Raw genomic sequence first — 20,995 nt, 5'->3', positions numbered from 1 at the left:
CCATGAGCGACACCACCGACCAGGCCCCGCCCCCCTACCAGCCGCTCGACGAGGACTGGGACACCGCCCTCGCCGTCGTCGCCCACCCCGACGACATGGAGTACGGCGCGGCCGCCGCCGTCGCCCGCTGGACCGGCCAGGGCAAGCGGATCAGCTACCTGATGGTCACCAGCGGCGAAGCGGGCATCGACGGCATGGAACCCGAGCAGTGCCGCCCCGTCCGCGAACGCGAACAGGTCGAGTCCGCCCGGCTCGTCGGCGTCGACACCGTCGAGTTCCTCGGCCACCCCGACGGCATCGTCGAGTACGGGCTGCCGCTGCGCCGCGACCTGGCCCGGGCGATCCGCCGCCACCGCCCCGACATCGTCATCACCACCAACTTCCGGGACACCTACGGCGGCGTGTTCCCCAACCAGGCCGACCACATCGCCGTCGGCCGGGCCACCCTGGACGCGGTGCGCGACGCGGGCAACCGCTGGGTCTTCCGCGAACTCGCCACCGAGGGCCACCAGCCCTGGAACGGCGTCCGCCAACTCTGGGCGGCCGGCTCCCCGGACGGGCGGCACGCCGTCGACACCACCGACACCTTCGCCGCGGGCGTCGCCTCGCTGGAGGCCCACCGCGCCTACCTGGACGGCCTCGGCGGGGACATGGCCAACGCGGCCGAGTTCCTGGAGGGCATGGGGCGCGCCGCCGGGGCCCGCCTCGGCACCCGTTTCGCCGCCGCCTTCGAGGTGATCAACTTCCGCTGAAGGGGCACCCGGCAACGGCCTTGACCTCAAGCCGACTCGAACTCCTACGGTGGGGGCGTTCGGCCGGACCCGAGGAGGGGCACGTGGACGTGACACCGAAGGAGTACCCGCAGGAGCAGCTGGCCGCCCAGCCCGTCGGGGCGTGGACGGGCACGGCCGCCCGGCTGGTGGCCGGGGCGCTGCGCGAGCAACTGGCCGTGGAGGACCTCACGCAGCCGCACTGGTGGACGCTCAACCACGTCGCCGGGGCGCCCGGCCGGTGGACCAGGGCCGCGCTGACCGAGCGGCTGGCGAAGTGGGACGACCTCGGCACCGACTTCGACGGCGTCTACGACGACCTCGCCGCCCGCGGCTGGCTGGTGGAGGCGGTGGAGGCGGCCGGGGCCATGACGCTGACCGAGCAGGGGGAGGCCGGACGCCTCCGGGCCCGGGAGCGCAACCTGCGGGTGCACCGGCAGGTGCACGAGGGCATCGACCCGGCCGACTTCGTGACCACGATCAACGTCCTGCGCCGCATGGTGGCCAACCTGGGCGGGGACGGCGACCTGCCCGCCTGACGGGCACCCGCGCGGCGGGCGGCGGACGGGGCGGGAGGCGGACGGGGCGGGAGGCGGGCGTGGCGGCCCTCAGGAGCGGCCGTTCCCGTCGGTGGGGACGTCCCTGCCGTCGCCCCGGCCCTCCCGGTCGCCGTCCCCGTCCCCGTCCTGGTGCGGGATCCGGCCCGCGGCGGCGTCCCGGGGCGGGCGACGGCGGCGGCGCAGCCAGGTGCGGACGGCCAGCAGTAGCACCAGGGCCGCCAGCACCGCGAACAGCAGCACCTGGTAGCGGACCGCCTGCCGGTACAGGGCGTCGATGTTGCTGCCCGCGAAGTAGCCGACGGCCGTCCACACGCCCGCCCACAGGGCCGCGCCCACCGCGTTGGCGAGCATGAAGCGGCGCCAGGGCATCTCGGTGGTGCCCGCGATCAGGCCGTTGGTCTGGCGCAGGCCGTCGACGAACCGGGCGCCCGTCACCACCAGGCCGCCGCGGCGGCGGAAGAACGCCTCGGCGCGCTCCATCCGTTCCGGGGTCAGCCGCACGTACCGGCCCCAGCGGTGCACGAACGCCAGGCCGCCGGTGCGGCCGATCACGTAGGCCAGGGCGTCGCCCGCGATCGCCGCCAGCACGGCGACCAGCAGCAGGACCGGCAGCGAGAGCTGCCCCGCGCCCGCGTACACCGCGGCCAGCACCAGGATGGTCTGGCCCGGCACCGGGACCAGGCAGCTGTCGAGGAACACCAGCACCCCGACCGCGAGGTAGCCGTAGTCGTCGAGCAGCGGGGCGAGGTGGGCCAGGGGGCCGGGCAGGGGCGGCGACAAGGTCGGGCACTCCTCCTACCGGGCCCGGCGGGGGCCCGGGGTCAGCGCTGCTCCTCGCCGGGGCGGTGCTCGACGATGCAGTCGGGGCCGGGGTAGACGAGGCCGGCGTGGCCGTCCTCGAAGCGGACCAGGTACGGCGGTTCGCCGTCGGTGCCGCGCACCTCGACGATCTCACCCCTGCGGTCGGTCATGCCGACCGACCTGCTGTACATGTGGACGTGGTCACCCACCGTGGCTTGCATCGGACACTCCCGAGGGCGGACGGACAGGGCTTGCGAGCTTCCCCCTCCACTGTGCGGCGGGCACCCGGACGGCGCAAAAGCGGGCAGGGGGCAGGGAGGGCAGCCGGGGGCAGGGAGGGCAGCCGGGGGCAGTCGGGTCAGGGAGGGCTCAGCCTGCGGGCGGGGGGTCGGCGAGGTAGCGGTGCAGCAGCCGCTTGCACTCGGCGACCAGCGCCGGGTCGCCCGCCGGGTCGGCCCGGAACGCCAGCTTCAGCACCGCGTCCGCGCACTCCATAGCCACCCGCAGGGCCACCGCGTACCCGGGCGCGGCGAACAGTTCGCCGCCGATCGCGCGCAGCCGGGCCGCGACCGCCGCGTTGTCGAGTTCGGCGTCGAGCAGGTGCAGGTCGTCGACCTCGGCGGGGACGGTGTCGACCAGGCCGAAGTCCAGGTGGCCGAAGCCGGGGACGGTGCGCTTCATGGCGACGAACTCGTCCACCGCGTGCTCGGTGAAGGCGGCCACGCCGACGGGGGTGCCGGTGGTGCCGGTGTCGGCGGCCGCGACCCGGCGGGCCAGGCCGTCCAGGAAGCGGGTCAGGTTGCGTTCGGCGAGGGCGGCCAGCAGGCCCTCCTTGCCCGCGAAGAACTGGTACAGGGTGCCGATCGGCACCTCCGCGCGCAGCGCCACCTCCTTGGTGGTCAGCCCCGCCGTCCCGACCTCGTCCAGCAGCCCCGCGCAGGCGTCCAGCAGCCGCTCGTAGCGTTCCTGGCTGCGCTGCTGCACCGGTCGGCGGCGGGCCCCGGCGGCCGGTGCGGCCGGTGCGGGCGGCGTACCCGGGGCGCCCGGGGTGCCGGCCGGGGTGCGGGCGGCACGGCTGGCGGACGCGGCGGGCTGCGGGGTCATGGCGCCACTCTGCCGCATCCGGTCGGGCCGGGGCGAATCCCGGCCGGGCCGGTGTGGTTGGGTGTCGGACCATGGACGAGCAGCAGGCGGTCAGGGTCCAGCGGGCCGGTCGGATCGAGGACGGGGCGTGCCGCCACCTGCTGGTGTGGCGGGCCGGGCCGGGCTGGCGGATGGCCGGGTCGGGCGTCCTCGGCGGCGGGATCGGCGAGCGCCACTGGGTGCTCAACGCGCAGGTCCGGGCCGGGTACGGGCGGATGGACCCGGCCGAGCACCTGGCCGAACTCGCCGCCGCGCAGGGCCTGTCCGGCCCCGGCACCGGCCTGATGACGGCCGCCGAGGTCGACGCCTGCACCTGGGCAGGGGACGGCGGCGTCACCGCCCTCGTCACCACCGGCATCGGCGTCCCCACCTGGGCCGCGGCCCCCGCCGTTCCCGCCCCCGTTCCCGCCCCCGCTCCGGCTGTTCCCGCTCCGGCCGCGTACGTGCCCGGCACCATCAACATCCTGGCGGTCGTCCCCGCGCCGGTCTCCGACGCCGGGCTGGTCAACCTGCTGACCACCGCCACCGAGGCCAAGGTCCAGGCCCTGCTGGAGTCGGGCCACGACTGCTCGGGCACGCCCTCCGACGCGGTCTGCGTCGCCGTCCGCACCGCCCGCCCCGGCGAGGCGCCCGAGCCGTTCGGCGGACCCCGCTCGCACTGGGGCTCCCGCCTCGCCCGGGCCGTCCACCGCGCCGTCCTCGCCGGGGCCCGCACCGACCGCGAACGCCGCGCCGGGTGGGACGGCCCGCCCACCCACCCGGCGACGCTGCCCGGCTGCGCGTGCGACGACGTGCTGGCGGGGGAGGGGAACCGGGGGGTGGGACCGTCGCCGGTGTGAGCGGGCGTCAGGCATCCCCGGACCCGGACCCGGCTCCGGACTCGGATCGTTGCGGCAGCGGCAGCGGCAGCGGCAGCGGCACGCGCGGCCCGGAGCGGGCGGGCGGGCTGAGGGGTGCTCAGGTGCCGGGCAGGTGGTCCTGGTCGATGACGTAGACCCGGGTCGGGGCGGGGGCGTCGGCGCAGTGGCGGCCGAGCTTCTCCCAGCGGGACTCGGGGCTGTGCAGGGGGCGGTGGCAGCGGCGGCAGCGGACCACGGGGGCCGGGCGGCGTTCGACGGCCGTGCCGGGGATCGGGGGTTCGGTGCTGCGGGGCTGGTCGCTCACCGTCCCAGTTCACCATCGGACGGTGGCGGCCGCGACAGAGGGGTGCCCCCGGCGGCGCGGCGCGGGGGCGGGTTCGGGACAGATCCGGGGGCGGACGGGCGGCGGCGGCGCGGGGGCGGCGGCAGGTGGGGGCGGTGGCGGTGGATGGCCCGAACTGTGCGTACATGACCAACACTTGGTTGTCGAATGCACCCTTCCCGCCTAGCGTCGTGGCGCCGGTGCGGCCGTACGGGAGACGGCCCCGCCCCTCACCACCACCGCCGGGCGGTGCGGCACCGGCCTCCTGCAGGAAGGGCCACACCTCGCATGTGCGGGATCACCGGATGGGTCTCGTTCGACCGGGACCTGAGCACGGAGCACGCCACCCTCGCCGCGATGACCGCCACCATGGCCTGCCGGGGCCCCGACGCCGCGGGCGCCTGGCTGGACACCCACGTCGCCCTCGGCCACCGGCGCCTCGCCGTCATCGACCTCGACGGCGGCCGCCAGCCGATGGCCGCCGAGCACGACGGCCGCACCGTGCTGGTCACCACCTACAGCGGCGAGATCTACAACTACCGCGAACTGCGCGCCGAACTGCGCTCCCGCGGCCACGCCTTCCGCACCGGCAGCGACACCGAGGTCGTCCTGCACGCCTACCTGGAGTGGGGCGAGGCGTTCACCGAGCGCCTCAACGGCATGTACGCCTTCGCGCTCTGGGACCCGCGCGGCGAGGAACTCCTGCTGGTGCGCGACCGGATGGGCGTCAAACCGCTCTACTACTGGCCCACCGCCGACGGCGTGCTGTTCGGCTCCGAGCCCAAGGCGATCCTCGCCCACCCCGAGGCGCACGCCGCCGTCGACGCCGAGGGCCTGGCCGAACTGCTCTCCTTCACCAAGACCCCCGGCCACGCCGTCTACCGCGGCATGCACGAGCTCAAGCCCGGCCACACCCTGCGGGTGCGCCGCGGCGGCCGTACCGAACGCCGCTACTGGGCGCTGGAGTCGCACGAGCACACCGACGACCTGCCCACCACCGTCGCCACCGTCCGCGAACTGCTCGACGACATCGTCGCCCGCCAGCTGATCGCCGACGTCCCGCTGTGCACCCTGCTCTCCGGCGGCCTCGACTCCTCGGTGATCACCGCCCTCGCCGCCCGCGGCCTGGCCGCCGCCGGGCAGGGCCCGGTGCGCTCCTTCGCCGTCGACTTCACCGGCCAGGCCGAGAACTTCACCCCCGACGGACTGCGCGGCACCCCGGACGGCCCGTACGCGCACGCCCTCGCCGCGCACGTCGGCTCCGCGCACCGCGACATCGTGCTCGACACCGCCGACCTGATGGACCGCCGCAACCGCGACGCCGTGCTGACCGCCCGCGACCTGCCGACCGGCCTCGGCGAGGGCGACACCTCGCTGTACCTGCTGTTCAAGGCCGTCCGCGAGCAGTCCACCGTCGCGCTGTCCGGCGAGTCCGCCGACGAGGTGTTCGGCGGCTACTCGTGGTTCCACGAACCGGCCGCCGTCGCCCACGACGGCTTCCCCTGGATGTACGCCCTCGCCAAGGGCTTCACCGGCACCGCCGCCCGGCTCGGCCCGCACTCCCTGCTCGCCCCCGGCCTGCTCGCCAAGCTCGACCTCCCCGGCTACCGGGACGCCCGCTACCGCCAGGCGCTCGCCGAAGTCCCCCGGCTGGCCGGGGAGAGCGGCCACGAGCGCCGGATGCGCGAGGTCGGCCACCTGCACCTGACCCGCTTCGTGCAGACGCTGCTCGACCGCAAGGACCGCACCTCGATGGCCGTCGGCCTGGAGGTCCGCGTCCCGTTCTGCGACCATCGCCTGGTGCAGTACGTCTTCAACACCCCCTGGGCGATGAAGAACTTCGACGGCCGGGAGAAGTCCCTGCTGCGCGCCGCCGCCCGCGACGTGCTGCCCGAGGCCGTCGCCCAGCGGGTCAAGAGCCCCTACCCCTCCACCCAGGACCCGCGCTACGCCGAGGCGCTGCGCACCGAACTGCGCGAACTGCTGGCCGACCGCGACGCACCCGTCCGCGACCTGCTCGACCTCACCGCGGCGGGCGGCGCCGTCGCCGACGCGCCCGGCGCGGACCTGCGCAACGCCGGGGAGGTGGTGCTGTTGCTGGACGGCTGGCTGCGCCACTACCAGGTGTCGCTGGAGCTGTAGGGGCCGGCCCTGCGGCCGGGCGGGTGCGGATCCGCCCGGCCGCAGGGCCGACGGCGCGTCAGCCCGCGGCGGCCTGGAGGTCGACGGTCCGGGTGTCGCTCGCGACGACGGTGGTCTGGAGGATGACCGGGTAGCTCCCCTGCCGCATCCAGGCCACGTTGGCGGTGACGTCGACCGGACCGACGGTGTAGAGCTGTTCCCGGGCGGGCCGCCTCCGGTCGACGAAGGTGTGCTCGGCGCCGTCGCAGGTGGGGCCCTGGTACATGCCGAGCGTGCTGGTGAGGAGGCCGATTCCGACGGGGAGCGGCGAGCAGCGGTAGGTGCCCGAGATGGTCACGTACCCGTTGGCGTCGACGGTGCCGGTGGGGTCGAGGGTCAGCGTCGCGGTGACGGTGTCGGTCGTCGTCCCCAGGACGGTCGCCTGGGCCGACGAGGCGGCCCAGAGGCCGGACAGCAGGGTGGCGGACAGGGCGGTGGACAGCACGGCAGCGGTGGAGCGTCGCATGGTGGGTCTCTCCTCACGGATGGTCACGGATGGTCACGGATCGGTCCGGACCGGTCATGAGGACCGTAGGGGGCTTTCCGCCGCAGAACGCGATCTTCCGCCGTGGCTGCCCTGCACACCGCCGATGCTGCCTGTTCGGGCACCTCCGGTCCGCCGTTCGACCGGGGTGGTCGGGGCGGTCGGGGGCGGTGCGGGCGTTCGGGGCGGGCATTCGGGGCGGGCGGAGTCAGTTCGGGCGGCGGACGGTCAGGCCGCGGCAGCGCCAGGACAGCCGGCGGGCGTTCGCGCGCGGTCGGCGGTGGCCGTAACGGCCGCCCGCCACCGACAGGTTGACGATGATCCAGGCCCGCCAGTCGGGGCCGACGCCCCGGCCGTCGGCGTACACCTCGCGGCCGTCCAGCTCCCAGCGCACCGAGTCGGCGCCGAAGGTGCAGGCGACGGCGAACCAGCGGCCCGGCGTCACCAGCCCGTCCAGGTAGGCCGGGTCGCCGGGGCGGACGTGGTTGCTCAGCTCCAGCATCCGCGGGTGGTCGTCGTGGTACTCCAGCACGTCCACCTCCCCGTGGCCGGGCTGCGGCCGCCCGGGCGCGGCGTCCCGCCCCCAGGTCCAGATCGCGGGCCAGGCGCCCTGGTCGGCCGTCACCTGGCAGCGGGCCTCCAGCCGGTCGCCGGGGCGCAGTTCGAAGCCGCCCGCCGTGCCCTCGGTCGTCACCAGCGGGGTGCGCCAACTGCCCGCGTTCTCCCGCAGCGCGGTGAACCTGTCCCCGTCCGGGCCGTAGCCGGCCGCCAGGTGGTCGAGCTTGTTGTCGCCGGTGTTGCGCCCGCCCGGCGGGTACGCGGAGGTGACCCCGGCGGCCCACTGCGAGCGGTCCGAGAACGGGGCGTCGAAGACGACGGGCGCCGAGGAGGAGGCGGCGGCCGGGGACGGGTCGGACGGCGGGGTGGTCACTCGGTCACGCTCCGGCGGTGCGGTGGGGCAGGGGCGACCCGGGGCATTCCCGGCGAAACACCCCGCCATCCCTCGGCCGCCGGGCGTGCGGAAGTGCGCCGGGGTGTGCGGTGGCGCACCGCGGCGCGCGCCCGCCCGCCCGCCCGCTTCAGGAGTTCCGGTCGTCGGCTCCGGTGGCTCCGGCCGCTCCGGTGGCGAGGACGCGCAGGGTGGCGAGCAGGGCGTCCGCGTCGGGGGCGGGGAGGGCGGCCAGGAACTCCCGTTCGGTGCGCAGCCGGACGTCCTCCGCCCGGCCGAGCAACTGCCGCCCCGCGTCGGTGAGTCGGACGATGTTCTTGCGGCGGTCGGCGGGGCTGCGGACGCGTTCGGCCAGCGACTTCGCCTCCAGGGCGTCGACCAGGGCGACCATCGTGGTGCGGTCCACGCCCAGCCGCCCGGCGGCCTCCTGCTGGGAGAGCGGGACGTCGGAGGCGAGCACGGCGAGCACGGCCAGTTCGCGCCCGTCCGTGCCGAGCGGGGCGAGTGCCCGGGCCGAGGCTTCGGCGTAGCGCAGGTGGGCGTGCTTGAGCAGGTAGCCGAGCCGGTCGGTGAGTTGCTCGGGGCGGGCGTCGCTCGTCATGGGGCGAGGATAGCCGGGGCCGCTGATGTTCAGGGGCGCTGATGGTCAGCAGCACTGACGATCGGCTACGCTGACGGAACATGGACCGACTCACCCCGCCGGACGTCACGTTCGGCGTCAAGACCACACCCATGCGCGTCAGTTACCCCGAGATCCTGCGGGTCTGGGAGGAGGCCGACGAACTCCCCGAACTCGCCGACGCCTGGCTCTGGGACCACCTGATGCCCCTGGCCGGCCCCAAGGACGGCGACGTCCTGGAGGGCTGGACGCTGCTCAGCGCGCTCGCCGCCCGCACCCGGCGGCTGCGGCTCGGCCTGCTGGTCACCGCCAACCCGCTGCGCCACCCCGCGCTGCTCGGCAAGATGGCCACCACCGTCGACGTGCTCTCCGGCGGACGGCTCGTCATGGGCCTCGGCGTCGGCGGCACCCACCAGCCCGCCGGCGCGGGCGGCATCGCGGGCGAGAACCCCGCCGTCGCCGAGTACGCCGGCTACGGGCTGAGCCTGGTGCCGCCCGGCGAGGGCATCGCCCGGCTCGCCGAGACGATCGAGGTGCTGCGCGGCATGTGGAGCGGCGAGGCGTTCGACTACGCCGGGCGCTGGACCACCCTGACCGGCAACCACAATCGGCCGGGCCCGGTGCAGCGCCCCGGCCCGCCGATCCTGATCGGCGGCTGGGGGACGAGACTGCTGCGCCTGGTCGCCGAACGGGCCGACATCTGGAACGTGCCCGGCCCGCCGCACAACGGCGTCGCCACCGTCGCCGAACGCGCCCGCGTGCTGGACGCGCACTGCGCCGCGATCGGCCGCGACCCCGCGACGCTCACCCGCTCCGTGCAGTACATCGTCTCCTACCAGGACCCGGCCCGGGACCGGGCCGTGCTCGCCGAGCTGATCGCCGCGGGCTTCACCCACCTGGTGCTCAGCCTGCGCGCGCCCTACCCGCCGGGCGTCGCCACGTGGCTGGTGGAGGAGATCGTCCGGCCGCTGCGGGGGGAGTGACGCGCGTTCAGCGCACCGGAGGGAAGTCGGCGTCGACCAGTTCGGCCGCCCCGGACGGGTCGTGCCCGGCGTGGCGCAGCAGGGCGTCCAGGAGGTAGCCGCCCGGCTCGGTGGGGTGGTGGACCCTCAGCTCCAGGTCGGTGGAGAAGCGGTCCCAGGCCAGCGCGGCGTCCAGGTCGGGGCGCCGGACGGCCAGTTCCTCCAGCAGCCGCCAGGCCAGCGCGGAACGCTCCTCGCGCCGGGCCGGGTCGCAGGCGTCCAGGGCCGCCGCGATCCGCCGGTCCTCCGGCCGCTCCGCCGCCAACTCGGCCAGCACCGGCAGCAGTTCGGGACGGCCGAGAACCGCGGCGGCGGACAGCGTCAGCGGGTGCGGCTCCGCGTACGTCTCCAGCAGGTCGATCAGCCGGGGCAGCACCGAGGCGTCCTGACGGCGGGCCAGGCCGCGCACCGCCTCCTCCGCGACCTCCTCGTCCTCGTCGTCCAGCCGCTCGCGCAGCGCGGCCCGCACCGCCGGGCCGTACGCCTCGTCCAGGGTGCCGAGCCCGAACACCGCCGCGTCCCGCACCGCCGGCGCCGCGTCCCGGCTCAGCGCCAGCAGGGCGCGCACCCGGGGCGAGTCCTGGACGGGCTCGCCGACGAACGGCAGCGCCTTCGCCACCGCGAGGCGGACGGCCCCGTCCGGGTGGGCGGCCAGCTCCAGCAGCACCGGCAGCGCCCGTTCGTCCTGCGCCGCCCCCAGCACGTCCACCAGCGCGGACAGCGCGGGCCCGTCCGGCTCCCGCCCCGCCCGGGGCAGCACCGCGTCGACCGCCCAGGCCCGCAGCGCGTCCTCCCCGGGCGCGGTGCGCGCCGCCAGCCGGTGGTACCCGGCGGCCCGGCGGGCGGGGTCGGCGGCGGACAGCAGGGCGGCTGCCGCGCGCAGGTCGTCGTCCGGGGCCCAGGCGTCGTCGTTCACGCGCCCGAGTGTGGCCCGTCCGGGGCGGTCGGTGCCACGGGATTACCGGGCCCGGGCGGCCGGGTGGCCTGCTCCAGGGCGATCAGGACGGAGCGGTAGCGGCGGCCGGTGGCGTGGTCCATGCCGATCTCGCACGTCCGGTTGGCGCTCAGGTGGGCGCCGTAGTCGCGGGCGAGGACCTCGGCGGCCTCGTGCCGGGTCGCCGAGGCGGTCAGCTCCTCGTGCAGCAGCCCGCGGTCGCCCGCGAAGCCGCAGCACTCGGCGTACACCGGCGTCACCGCCTCGCCGCTGATCGCCCCGGCGACGGCCGTCAGGTCGCCGACCACGTCCAGGTGGCGCATCGAGCAGGTGGGGTGCAGGACGGCGCTCGCCAGCGGGGCGGTGACGGTCAGGCGGGGGAGCAGGCGGGCCGCCCAGGTGGTGGAGTCGACGACGGTCAGGGCGGCGTGGCGCTCGCGGTTCCGGTCGCTCAGGTACGGCACGACCTCCTCGGCGATGCCGAGCGTGCACGAGGAGGCGTCGACGACCAGCGGGAGCGCGCCGCCGCCGGTCCACTCCCAGGCCCGCTCGACGATCCGGTCGGCCATCAGCGCGTTGCCCGCGTCGTAGCCCTTGGAGTGCCAGATGGTCGCGCAGCACGTCCCCGGCAGGTCGGCCGGGATCCACACCGGCTTCCCGGCCCGCCGGGAGACGTCCACCACGGCCTGCGGCAGCGAGGCGTGCTCCCCGCCGCCGGTGGAGTCGAAGATCCGGTTCACGCAGGCCACGTAGTAGACGGCCGCGGCCTCCTCCCGCGGCCCGGTGGGCGGCAGCGCCTTCGCCGCCCCGGCCGGGACCTCCGGCAGCCAGGCCGGGACCAGGTCGGGCCGGACGGCGGCCCGGGCCAGGCCGGTGGCGCCCGCCAGCAGCCGGTCGGGCAGGTGGGCGGCCGCGTCCAGGCCGGTGCGGGCGGCGGCCTCCAGCAGGGCGAAGCGGTCGGCGGCCGCCGCGGCGTTCCGCTCCTCGAAGGCGGAGTGCCGCCGGTGCCGGAAGTCCTTCATCAGCGCGCCGCTGTCGATGCCGACCGGGCAGGCCAGCTTGCAGGTGGAGTCGCCCGCGCAGGTGTCGACGGCGTCGTAGCCGTACGAGTCGAGCAGCTCGTCCAGCACCTTCGAGCCCTCGTCCTGGCGGGTCATCTCGCGGCGCAGCACGATCCGCTGGCGCGGCGAGGTGGTCAGGTCGTGGCTGGGGCAGACCGCCTCGCAGAAGCCGCACTCGATGCACGGGTCGGCGACCGCCTCGACCGGCGGGATCGACTTGAGGCCCTTGAGGTGGATCTCCGGGTCGCGGCTGAGCACCACCCCCGGGGCGAGGACGCCGTGCGGGTCGAACAGCTCCTTGATCCGCCACATCAGCGCGGTCGCCTGCTCGCCCCACTCCAGCGCCAGGTACGGCGCGAGGTTGCGCCCGGTGGCGTGCTCGGCCTTCAGCGCGCCGTCGAAGCGCTCGACGGTCATGGTGCAGAACGCGTCCATGAACGCGGCGTAGCGGCGGACGTCCTCGGGGCGGGAGGCGTCGAAGGTCAGCAGGAAGTGCAGGTTGCCGTGCGCGGCGTGCCCGGACACGGCGGCGTCGAAGCCGTGCGCGGCCTGGAGCTCCAGCAGCGCCGTGCACGCCTCGGCCAGTCGGGCGGGCGGGACGGCGAAGTCCTCGGTGATCAGCGTGGTGCCGGCCGGGCGGGCTCCGCCGACGGCCGTCACGAACGCCTCCCGGGCGTGCCAGTACGCGGCGGCGACGGCCCGGTCCCGGGTGAAGGCGCTGCTGGCGGAGGCGACCGGGCGCACCAGGGCGAGCCGTTCGACGAGGCGCCGGGCGGCCTCCTCGTACCCGTCCAGCGCCCCGTCGTCCGGGGCGCGGAACTCCACCAGCAGGGCCGTCACCTCGCGCGGCACCCCGGCCCAGTCGTCCGGGACGCCCGGCACCGAGGCCAGCGCGCGCAGCGTGTTGCCGTCCATCAGCTCCACCGCGCGGGCGCCCAGCTCGTTGAAGCCCGGCACGGCCGCCGCCGCGTCCGCCAGCGACGGGAAGAACAGCAGCGCCGTGGAGGTGCGGCGCTCCAGCGGCACCGTCTCGAACACCGTGTCGGCGATGAAGCCGAGCGTGCCCTGGGAGCCGACCACCAGGCCGCGCAGGATCCGCACCGGCGTGTCCCCGTCCAGCAGGGCGTCCAGCCGGTACCCGTTGGTGTTCTTCAGCTCGTACTTGGCCCGGATCCGGGCCACCAGCGCCGCATCCGCCTCCACCTCGCGCTTCAGCTCCAACAGGCCCGCACAGAGCGCCGGTTCGGCCTCCCGCAGCCGCTCGTCGGCGTCCGCCGCGCCGGTGTCCACCACGGTGCCGGACGGCAGCACGAACGTCACCGCCGACAGCAGCCGGTACGAGTTGCGGGTGGTGCCAGCCGTCATCCCGCACGCGTTGTTCGCCACCACCCCGCCCACCGTCGCCACCCGCCCGCTCGCCGGGTCCGGCCCCAGCAGCCGCCCGTGCCGGGCCAGCGCCGCGTTCGCCCGCAGCACCGTCGTGCCCGGCGCGATCCGGGCGTGCACGCCGTCCGGCAGCAACCGGGCGCCGGTCCACGCCCGGCGGACGTCCACCAGGATGTCCTCGCCCTGCGCCTGCCCGTTCAGCGACGTCCCCGCCGCCCGGAACACCAGGGTGCGGCCGTTGAGCCGCGCGTAGCGGAACACCGCCGCCACGTCCGCCACCGTCTCCGCCAGCACCACCACCTGCGGCACGAAACGGTACGGGCTCGCATCCGAGGCGTACTTCACCAGGTCCGAGACCTTGCTCAACACCTTCGCCCCGCCCAGCAGCCCCACCAACCCGGCCCGCAACGGCTCCGGCGTACCGGCGGCCAGCCCGTCCGGCACCCGGTCGGGGGAACCCAACAGGCGCTCCGGGCGCAGCAGTTGCGGGGACGGGACGAAGAGCGGCACGGCCGGCTCCTTCTCGCACGGGTTCGGGGGGAGCGGCGGGGCACCGGGGCGCCCCTCGCACGGACCGGCCCGCCGACCCGCCGCGCCCAGCGTGGCACCCCGAGCGGCCGGAACGGCCGCACGACGCGCGGGGCTAGACTGGGCCGCGGCCGGGATGCCGGAGCCGTTGCGGGCCGGGAGACGCCCGGCGTCCGCGTCGTGCAGGAGTCGCACAGGAGTCGTACAGGAGGTGAGAGCAGTGGAGTGCAGTAGTCCGGGCCGAAGTCGGCCCCGCTCCGGGAAGTTCCCACCCGCTCCTGGCTCCCGACGGCACCGCCCGCACCGCGCCGCCCGCTGAACCCCCGCGTTCGCACCGGCGCCACCCGCACCCGCCACCGGGGACCGCCGCCCTCCCCACCCGACCCCGGGCCCGGCGGCACCAGACCCGTGGAGGTACCGCCGTGTCCGACTGGCGTGTGCGCGCCGTGCGCGCGAGCAAGCGACCCTTCAGCCGCCCCGCCCCGCGGCCCGCCGACCGCACCGCGGCCCCCGAACACTCCATGGACCCGCGCTCCGAACAGCACCCCACCCCCGGCGAACCCGTCTCCCTGGAACGCTCCGTCGTCGACGCCGCCGTCTACCGCGACGGCCACCGGATAGAGACCCCCGCCGGCCTCAGCGAGATCTACCGCGACCTCCCCGGCAAGCCCGGCACCATGGCCTGGATCGGCCTCTACCGCCCCGCCGAAGCCCAACTCGTCGAAGCCGCCGAGAAGTTCGACCTCCACGAACTCGCCCTCGAAGACGCCATCGTCGCCCACCAGCGCCCCAAGCTCGAACGCTACGGCGACACCCTCTTCGTCGTGCTGCGCGCCGCCCGCTACCTCGACGACGTCGAAGAAGTCGACTTCGGCGAGATCCACCTCTTCGTCGGCCCCGACTTCGTCCTCACCGTCCGGCACTCCCAGTCGCCCGACATCTCCGCCGTCCGCAGCCGCCTCGAAACCGACCCCGAACTCCTCGCCCTCGGCCCCGAAGCCGTCCTCTACGCCGTCCTCGACGCCGTCGTCGACGGCTACGCCCCCGTCATCGCCGGACTCCAGCACGACATCGACGAGATCGAGACCGAGGTTTTCGGCGGCGACCCCCAGGTCTCCCGCCGCATCTACGAACTCTCCCGCGAAGTCATCGAGTTCCAGCGCGCCACCGGCCCCCTCCTGGAGATCCTCCGCGCCCTCGAGGGCGGCTTCCAGAAGTACGGCACCGACGAGGAGCTCCAGCGCTACCTCCGCGACGTCGCCGACCACGCCACCTACGCCGCCGAACGCGTCGACGGCTTCCGCCAGATGCTCCAGAACATCCTCACCGTCAACGCCACCCTCGTCTCCCAGCGCCAGAACGAGGAGATGAAGCAAATCGCCGAAGCCGGCCACGCCCAGAACGACGAGATCAAGAAGATCTCCTCCTGGGCCGCCATCCTCTTCGCCCCCACCCTCATCGGCACCGTCTACGGCATGAACTTCGAAGAGATGCCGGAACTCCACTGGGCCTTCGGCTACCCCTTCGCGATCGGCCTGATGGGCGTGGTCTGCGTCAGCCTCTACCTGATCTTCAAGCGCCGCAACTGGCTGTAGCCGACGTTGGCGGGCCCGGTTCTCAGGCGGGGTCAGGAGGGCGAGGTGGCCGTCGTGGCGGCGGTGGAGGAGGCGGCCGCGGTGGGTGGCGGGGTTGGTGTAGAAGAGGTGGGGGAGGTCGGCGGCGGTCAGGCGGGTGGCGGCCTGGTGGTCGGTGAGGGGCGGGACGGGGTGCGGGGCCGCCGGGAGGGTGCGGGCGAGGCGGTAGCCGGTGGGGCCGATGCGGTGGACGACGACGGCGGTCTCGGTGGCCGGGTCGGTGAACAGGTGGACGTCGTAGTCCACCGCGTCCAGGGTGCGGACCGCCGCGTCGGGTGAACACCACACCAGGACGGGCGACTTGACGCGGACGATGCGGGTGGAGGAGGACGGGGCACGCTCGGGCCCGGGTGCGCCGGACCGCTCGGCGGGCGGGGCGTCCGGGGGCGGCGCGACCCCCGGCGAGCGGCGGCGATCCATGTTCGTCCGCGGCCGCCCCGCCGCCCCAGGGCCGATGGTCCCGCCTGCGACGGCCCGAGGGCCCTGCTCCCGCGGCCGCCCCGTGCCGAAAGGCCCTGGCGGGAGGGGGCCTGACGGACCGCCGGGCCTCTCGGGCGGTTCAGGCCGCGAGCGGACGGACCTGCGGGTGCGGGTGCGAGGACGGGTGCGGGTGCGCGTGCATGGCGCGCAGGCCGGCGGCCAGGCGGGCCGGGTCCTGCCGGAGCCACAGCCGCAGCGCGGTGCCCAGCGCGGCGCAGGGGCTGGGTGCGGCGGGCAGGCCGGGGGCCAGGCGGGCGGCCAGGGCCGGGAGCAGGTCGGCGAGTTCCGGCGGCAGCCAGACCGTCACCGCGCACGGGGCGGCCCGGCCCGGCTGCTCGGCGGAGGGCGGCGCGTCCCGGGCGAGCAGTGCGGGCAGCACGTCCAGCAGCGCGTCCGCGACCACCTCGGACACGTCGCCCCGGTGCCCGCGGGCCAGCCACCGCAGCAGCGTCCGCTCCGCGGTGGTGAGCCGGACAGCCAGCATGACCTCGTCGGATTCCATCGCACGGCCTTCCCTGGGCGCCCGCGCCCACCCCATCGGCCCGCCGCGCGGGCCGGACACATCGCTGACCTGGGGTCACTGTCCACACCGCCCCCGGACGGCCGGAAGGGCCGAACGGCCCCGGCCGCAGGGCCCGAACGGCGGTCCGCGATCCGAACGGAGGTCCGCGATCCGAGCGGCGGCGCCCCGGGGGTTCCGGCACCGCGACACTAACATGAGCACTCCTCGCGTTTTGCCGACCGTCCGCCAGAGGGCTGCCGTGCCGGACCGCTACGACCTGCCCGCCGCCCGCCGGATTCCGGTGGGGCGCCTCCACCGCCGCGTACCAGGTCGAGGGCGCCGTCGACGAGGACGGTCGCGGCCGCTCGGTCCGGGACGCCTTCTGCGAACGCCCCGGCGCCGTGAAGAGCGGCGACACCGGCCGCACCGCCTGCGACCACTGCCACCGCTGGCCGAGGACGTCGCCCTGATGCGCGAACTCGGCCTCGACACCCGCCGGTTCTCGCTCGCCTGGTCGCGCGTCCAGCCCACCGGCCGCGGCCCCGCCAACCCCGCCGGACTCGACTTCTGCGACCGCCTCGTCGACGGCCTCCTCGGCGCGGGCGTCACCCCGCTGCCCACCCTCTTCCACCGGGACCTCCGGGCCTTCGCCGTGAAGGTGGACGCGCGGTTGGTTGTCACGCGGCGAGGGTGGGCTCAGCGGTCCCGGTCAGCACCTCCTCGCCGCCGAGCACGCCCCTCCCGGCCGCACGCCCGCTCCGCTGCGTCGGCGGCCCGCTCCCGCACCACCTGGTGCCCGTGCTCGGCCTGCCGCCCGGCGAGCTCGTGCACCCGGCCACCGACAGCTGCCCTGCCGCGCTCGAGCCGGTGCGCGCGGAACCCGGAGCGGGACCGCTCCCCGCCGGCTGATCGAGCACGCCGCAACCTGGCTCGACGCGCTCCCCCCGACCTCACCCGGCAGCTCTCCGCACGAGACGGCCGCGGCTACGACTTCGGCAAGCACCGCCGCCTGCTGCGAGAGCGGCGCGGCAAAGCCCTGTTCGCCCCCGACCCGGCATCGCCCACGGCTCCGGCTCCGGAACCGGAACCGGGACCGGGGAAAGCGTGCCGGGCAGTGAAGTGCACGTTCGCCCGGCCGCGTCAGTTCGAACGGCTCCGCGCTGCACGCCGAAACGATCACCAAAGCCACCAAAGTGGGCACGAAACCCGAAATTCTACCGCACCTCATTTCGAAAGTTTCGGATCAATGACTGAAGCCTTTTGCGCTCGGTGCCGGATCCATCCGACCCGGGAGCCAAGCCGGCCCGGTCGGCGGTCGCGGGAACTAGGCGCTGGGCATCCGGGCACGTCGGCGCCCAGAACTCCTGTCGGCTGCCGGGATCGTCCAGCTGGCAGTTCGGGTATCCGCCTGCCGCCGGTCCTGTTCGGGTCGTGCTCCCGGCGAGCGGACGGGCGGGCCGAAGCGGCCAGAAAGACCCGATTTGCGGCGCCGGTGAGGCTCTCCGGAAGAGCCGGGGCGACTGGGGGAACCAAAAGTTTCAGCCTCGACTCCGACAGATTTCATTGACGTGGCTCCATCGCCGCCACATACTCTCCTCAGCCGGGCCTCGGCCCAGACGGCTCTTAGCGCCAAGAGCGTTGCTGTCACCGGAAGTTGCCCGGACGGACCCCCACCTTCGGGCCGCCGCGGTGAGCCCTTCGCCTCTGCGGAGCATCCGAAACCGGACCCCACTGAGCCGTCGCCCCGGCGGCCTGCCGACGGATGCTCCCGCGCGGAGTCGAACGGGGAGACCGCGGCACCGGGCCAGCTGCAGCCCGGCCCGCCAACGTCGCTCCCTGCGGACAAACCCTCCGGTCTTGCGGCCCCACCCGCCCAGAAGAGGAACCACTCATGAACCGACCGACCCCGCCTTCCGGCCGGATTCGCAGCAGAGCACTGCGGCCGACCGCCCTGGCCACCGCCGTGGTCAGCGCCTGCGCCGTTCTGTACGGCGCCGCGCCCCAGTCGGCCGGTGCCGCGACCGCGCTGGTCACCGTGCAGGCCGAGTCCATGGCGAAGGCCGGCTGCACCTCCACCGACAGCACCCGCGCCGTCTACTACTGCAACGACGACAGCACGTCCGCCTCGTACACGTTCGCGCAGGCCGGCCGGTATAGCATCACGGTGGCCGGCGCCTCCAGCCAGAGCAACACCGCCGGCATCAGCGTGTACGTCGGTCAGACGAAGGTCGGTTCGCTCGGCTTCACCAGTACCTCCTACACGCGGCAGTCGGCCGTCTTCGACATCGCCTCCGCCGGCGCCCAGGAGATCCGCCTGAAGCTGGAGACGGACAGCGGGCAGAACGACACGTACATCGACTACTTCGAGCTCGCCTACGAAGGCGCCACCCCGGCCCTGCCGTCCGCCCCCACCCCGCCCGCGGCCGGCGCCTACGCCAGTGGCACCTACCGCAACCTCTTCAAGGAGCGGGACCCCTCGCTCACCGACGCCGCCGTCACCGCCAAGCTCAACAGCTACTGGACCGCGTTCTTCACCGGCACCGACGACACCAAGAGGCTGTACTACCCGGCCGGCACCAACGCCGACGGCGCCCTGGCCTACATCAAGGACACCGGCAACAGCGACGTGCGCTCCGAAGGCATGAGCTACGGCATGATGATCGCCGTCCAGATGAACAAGAAAGCCGAGTTCGACGCCCTGTGGAACTGGGCCAAGAGCAAGATGCAGCACAAGAGCACCGCACGCAGCGGCTACTTCTGCTGGCAGGCCGACGAGGACGGCACCTGCAAGGACGACAACCCCGCCACCGACGGCGAGGAGTACTTCGCCACCGCGCTCCTCTTCGCGGGCAACCGCTGGGGCAACGGCACCGGCATCTACGACTACACCGCCGAGGGCAACAGCATCCTCAACACGATGCTGCACAAGCAGGACATGAACGGCGGCGTCGTCGACAGCATCACCAACATGTTCGACCGCACCGCCAAGATGCCGGTCTTCGTCCCGTACGCCAACTCGGCACAGTTCTCGGACCCCTCCTACCACCTGCCCGCCTTCTACGAGCTGTGGTCGCGCTGGGCCGACGGCTACCAGGGCAACCAGGCCGCGGACCGCCAGTTCTGGCACGACGCCGCAACCGCCAGCCGCGCCTACTTCGCCAAGGCCACCGACCCCACCACCGGCCTGAACCCGGACTACGCCGAGTTCACCGGCGCCCCCAACAACACGGGCAACCACGGCGACTTCCGCTTCGACGCCTGGCGCACAGCCGTGAACTGGTCCGTCGACTACGCCTGGTGGGCCGCGGACCCCAACGAGAAGACCCTCACCGACCGCCTCCAGGGCTTCTTCACCGGCAAGGGCACCAACGCCTACGTCAACCAGTACTCCCTGTCCGGCAGCCCGCTGTCCAGTGACCGCTCCCCAGGCCTCATCGCCTCCAACGCCGCCGCTTCCCTGGCCGCCACCAAGCAGCAGGCATGGCCGTTCGTCGAAGCCCTGTGGAACCTGCAGCCGCCCACCGGCCAGTACCGCTACTACGACGGGCTGCTCAACTTCATGGCGCTGCTCCACGCCAGCGGCAACTTCCGGATCTACGGCCCCGGCGCCACCGGACCCACCGACACCCAGGCGCCCACCGCCCCGACCGGTCTGACAGTCACCGCCCACACCGCCACCAGCGCCACCCTCACCTGGAACGCATCCAGCGACAACACCGGCGTGGCCTCCTACACCGCCCACACGGGCACCGGCACCAGCGGCGCGACCGGCTGCACCCAGGTGACCACGACCAGCTGCACGATCACCGGACTCACCCCCCAGAGCAGCTACACGTTCACCGTCAAGGCCCGCGACGCAGCAGGCAACACCAGCGCCGCCTCCACCGGCACCACCGTCACCACGAGCGCCGCCAGCGGCACCGCCCCCACGGCACCCGCGAACCTGCTCGCCACCGCCACGGGCACCACGATCAACCTGGCCTGGAGCGACAGCTCCGGCAACGAGACCGGCTTCGAGATCGAACGCACCACCGGCACCAGCGGGACCTGGAACCGCATCACCACCACCGCCGCGAACGCCACCACCTACACCGACAGTGCGCTGAGCGCCGCAACCGCCTACTCCTACCGCGTCCGGGCGGTCAACGACGCCGGACCCTCCGGATACTCCGCTCAGGCCAGCGCCACCACTGCGGCTGCCGCCGACAACAGCGCCTACCGGACCATCGAAGCGGAATCCGCCACCGCCACCACCGCCACTGCCACCGCCACCGCCGACGGCGGCACCGTCGTCCAGCTCACCGGCTCCCGCAGCAGCCTGGCCTTCACCAATGTCGACTTCGGTACCACCGGCGCGGCGAGCGTGGCCTTCCGCGTCTCCACCACCGCCCCCGGCGTCAACGTCCAGATCCGCCTGGGCAGCCCCACCGCTTCCCCCGTCTGCACCGTCTATCCGGACGGCAACGGGACTTGGCACACCAAGTCCAACACCTGCTACCCCAAGCCCACCGGAGTGCAGACCCTCTACATCACCACCACCGGCCCCGTCGCCGTCAACTCCTTCTCCTTCAAGGGCTGACACCGGGAAGCCCTCGTACTGCGAGCCGACCGGCAGCTGTTGCTCGATCGATTTCGGTGGTCGTGGGGTCGGTACAAAGAACGGCTCTGTCCCGTAATCGGTGGTAACGAAGGGTGACGGGCGTCGTTGGCATGGTGTGCGTGATGTCAACGAGCTTGTGAGTGTGGTGTTTTCCGGGCT

General features: G+C 74.4%; 18 protein-coding genes and 2 pseudogenes. 9 read left to right on the top strand and 11 right to left on the bottom strand.

Translation table 11 applies throughout. From position 1 onward, the window contains the following. Nucleotides 1-2 precede the first annotated feature (2 nt). Together OO57_RS08690 and OO57_RS08685 are read left to right on the top strand one after the other, a co-directional pair. Nucleotides 3-752, top strand: coding sequence for a PIG-L deacetylase family protein (locus OO57_RS08690; RefSeq protein WP_033251745.1), 750 nt, complete (start codon nt 3-5; stop codon nt 750-752). Nucleotides 753-835: 83 nt separating this feature from the next. Continuing rightward, nucleotides 836-1,309, top strand: a complete 474-nt coding sequence (locus tag OO57_RS08685; RefSeq protein WP_106973935.1) for a MarR family transcriptional regulator — start codon at nt 836-838, stop codon at nt 1,307-1,309. 69 nt (nt 1,310-1,378) lie between these two features. Here the strand turns inward: OO57_RS08685 and OO57_RS08680 are convergent, their stop codons facing one another. From OO57_RS08680 to OO57_RS08670, 3 genes are all read right to left on the bottom strand, one after another. Continuing rightward, nucleotides 1,379-2,110, bottom strand: coding sequence for a DedA family protein (locus OO57_RS08680; protein WP_051776944.1), 732 nt, complete (start codon nt 2,108-2,110; stop codon nt 1,379-1,381). A gap of 41 nt (nt 2,111-2,151) precedes the next feature. Continuing rightward, the gene (locus tag OO57_RS08675; RefSeq protein WP_033251744.1) at nt 2,152-2,352 is read right to left on the bottom strand and encodes a DUF1918 domain-containing protein; all 201 of its coding nucleotides are present in this window, start codon (nt 2,350-2,352) and stop codon (nt 2,152-2,154) included. A gap of 148 nt (nt 2,353-2,500) precedes the next feature. Further along, nucleotides 2,501-3,235, bottom strand: coding sequence for a TetR/AcrR family transcriptional regulator (locus tag OO57_RS08670; RefSeq protein ID WP_081973546.1), 735 nt, complete (start codon nt 3,233-3,235; stop codon nt 2,501-2,503). Nucleotides 3,236-3,306: 71 nt separating this feature from the next. Between OO57_RS08670 and OO57_RS08665 the strand changes: the two genes are divergently transcribed. After that, nucleotides 3,307-4,113 (top strand): adenosylcobinamide amidohydrolase, encoded by an 807-nt coding sequence (locus OO57_RS08665; RefSeq protein ID WP_051776942.1) that lies wholly within the window; start codon nt 3,307-3,309, stop codon nt 4,111-4,113. Between the two features lie 118 nt (nt 4,114-4,231). On the opposite strand, the gene OO57_RS08660 is transcribed toward OO57_RS08665, so the two are convergent. Continuing rightward, nucleotides 4,232-4,438, bottom strand: a complete 207-nt coding sequence (locus OO57_RS08660) for a DUF6011 domain-containing protein (RefSeq protein ID WP_033251743.1) — start codon at nt 4,436-4,438, stop codon at nt 4,232-4,234. A 306-nt stretch (nt 4,439-4,744) separates the two neighbouring features. Here OO57_RS08660 and asnB point away from each other — a divergent pair, with 306 nt between their 5' ends. Then, entirely contained in the window at nt 4,745-6,598 is a 1,854-nt protein-coding gene (gene asnB / locus OO57_RS08655) for an asparagine synthase (glutamine-hydrolyzing) (RefSeq protein ID WP_033251742.1), read from the top strand. A gap of 58 nt (nt 6,599-6,656) precedes the next feature. On the opposite strand, the gene OO57_RS39240 is transcribed toward asnB, so the two are convergent. The 3 genes from OO57_RS39240 to OO57_RS08640 form a co-directional block, all read right to left on the bottom strand. After that, entirely contained in the window at nt 6,657-7,103 is a 447-nt protein-coding gene (locus OO57_RS39240) for a DUF6299 family protein (RefSeq protein ID WP_051776941.1), read from the bottom strand. Nucleotides 7,104-7,329: 226 nt separating this feature from the next. Then, nucleotides 7,330-8,052: a hypothetical protein gene (locus OO57_RS08645; RefSeq protein ID WP_051776940.1), complete on the bottom strand. Its 723-nt coding sequence runs from the start codon at nt 8,050-8,052 to the stop codon at nt 7,330-7,332. A gap of 148 nt (nt 8,053-8,200) precedes the next feature. Continuing rightward, on the bottom strand, nt 8,201-8,671 hold the full coding sequence (locus OO57_RS08640) for a MarR family winged helix-turn-helix transcriptional regulator (RefSeq protein WP_033251741.1): 471 nt from the start codon (nt 8,669-8,671) through the stop codon (nt 8,201-8,203). A gap of 80 nt (nt 8,672-8,751) precedes the next feature. Here OO57_RS08640 and OO57_RS08635 point away from each other — a divergent pair, with 80 nt between their 5' ends. After that, entirely contained in the window at nt 8,752-9,672 is a 921-nt protein-coding gene (locus OO57_RS08635) for an LLM class flavin-dependent oxidoreductase (RefSeq protein WP_033251740.1), read from the top strand. A 7-nt stretch (nt 9,673-9,679) separates the two neighbouring features. On the opposite strand, the gene OO57_RS39235 is transcribed toward OO57_RS08635, so the two are convergent. Further along, a complete protein-coding gene (locus tag OO57_RS39235; protein ID WP_051776939.1) occupies nt 9,680-10,627 on the bottom strand; it encodes a HEAT repeat domain-containing protein in 948 nt (315 codons plus the stop codon). Then, nucleotides 10,624-13,602, bottom strand: coding sequence for an FAD-binding and (Fe-S)-binding domain-containing protein (locus tag OO57_RS08625; protein ID WP_033251739.1), 2,979 nt, complete (start codon nt 13,600-13,602; stop codon nt 10,624-10,626). Before OO57_RS08625 ends, OO57_RS39235 begins: the two co-directional genes overlap by 4 nt. A gap of 440 nt (nt 13,603-14,042) precedes the next feature. On the opposite strand from OO57_RS08625, the gene OO57_RS08620 reads away from it, so the two are divergent. After that, nucleotides 14,043-15,215 carry a magnesium and cobalt transport protein CorA gene (locus tag OO57_RS08620; RefSeq protein ID WP_033251738.1) on the top strand — a complete coding sequence of 391 codons (1,173 nt, stop codon included), beginning with the start codon at nt 14,043-14,045 and terminating at the stop codon, nt 15,213-15,215. 45 nt (nt 15,216-15,260) lie between these two features. Further along, nucleotides 15,261-15,533: a hypothetical protein gene (locus OO57_RS43675; RefSeq protein WP_033251737.1), complete on the top strand. Its 273-nt coding sequence runs from the start codon at nt 15,261-15,263 to the stop codon at nt 15,531-15,533. Here OO57_RS43675 and OO57_RS47355 read toward each other — a convergent pair. Next, a pseudogene (locus OO57_RS47355) lies at nt 15,474-15,674 on the bottom strand (hypothetical protein); the annotation flags it as partial. The gene OO57_RS43675 and the pseudogene OO57_RS47355 overlap by 60 nt on opposite strands. Nucleotides 15,675-15,813: 139 nt before the next feature. After that, nucleotides 15,814-16,236, bottom strand: a complete 423-nt coding sequence (locus OO57_RS08610; RefSeq protein ID WP_033251736.1) for a hypothetical protein — start codon at nt 16,234-16,236, stop codon at nt 15,814-15,816. 254 nt (nt 16,237-16,490) lie between these two features. Here OO57_RS08610 and OO57_RS45260 point away from each other — a divergent pair. After that, nucleotides 16,491-16,876 (top strand): annotated as a pseudogene (locus OO57_RS45260) (family 1 glycosylhydrolase); the annotation flags it as partial. Between the two features lie 1,251 nt (nt 16,877-18,127). Next, nucleotides 18,128-20,815 (top strand): glycosyl hydrolase family 8, encoded by a 2,688-nt coding sequence (locus OO57_RS39230; protein WP_051776937.1) that lies wholly within the window; start codon nt 18,128-18,130, stop codon nt 20,813-20,815. Nucleotides 20,816-20,995: the final 180 nt, after the last annotated feature.

Source organism: Kitasatospora phosalacinea (genome assembly GCF_000717185.1).
In the GTDB taxonomy this organism is placed as follows: domain Bacteria; phylum Actinomycetota; class Actinomycetes; order Streptomycetales; family Streptomycetaceae; genus Kitasatospora; species Kitasatospora phosalacinea_A.
This window is presented reverse-complemented; position numbering and strand designations above follow the sequence as displayed.

Coding starts and splice junctions, on each gene's coding strand:
- OO57_RS08690 (WP_033251745.1), top strand. CDS start 3: ATGAGCGACACCACCGACCAGGCCCCGCCCCCCTACCAGCCGCTCGAC.
- OO57_RS08675 (WP_033251744.1), bottom strand. CDS start 2,352: ATGCAAGCCACGGTGGGTGACCACGTCCACATGTACAGCAGGTCGGTC.
- OO57_RS08670 (WP_081973546.1), bottom strand. CDS start 3,235: ATGACCCCGCAGCCCGCCGCGTCCGCCAGCCGTGCCGCCCGCACCCCG.
- OO57_RS08665 (WP_051776942.1), top strand. CDS start 3,307: ATGGACGAGCAGCAGGCGGTCAGGGTCCAGCGGGCCGGTCGGATCGAG.
- asnB (WP_033251742.1), top strand. CDS start 4,745: ATGTGCGGGATCACCGGATGGGTCTCGTTCGACCGGGACCTGAGCACG.
- OO57_RS39240 (WP_051776941.1), bottom strand. CDS start 7,103: ATGCGACGCTCCACCGCTGCCGTGCTGTCCACCGCCCTGTCCGCCACC.
- OO57_RS08640 (WP_033251741.1), bottom strand. CDS start 8,671: ATGACGAGCGACGCCCGCCCCGAGCAACTCACCGACCGGCTCGGCTAC.
- OO57_RS08635 (WP_033251740.1), top strand. CDS start 8,752: ATGGACCGACTCACCCCGCCGGACGTCACGTTCGGCGTCAAGACCACA.
- OO57_RS08610 (WP_033251736.1), bottom strand. CDS start 16,236: ATGGAATCCGACGAGGTCATGCTGGCTGTCCGGCTCACCACCGCGGAG.
- OO57_RS39230 (WP_051776937.1), top strand. CDS start 18,128: ATGAACCGACCGACCCCGCCTTCCGGCCGGATTCGCAGCAGAGCACTG.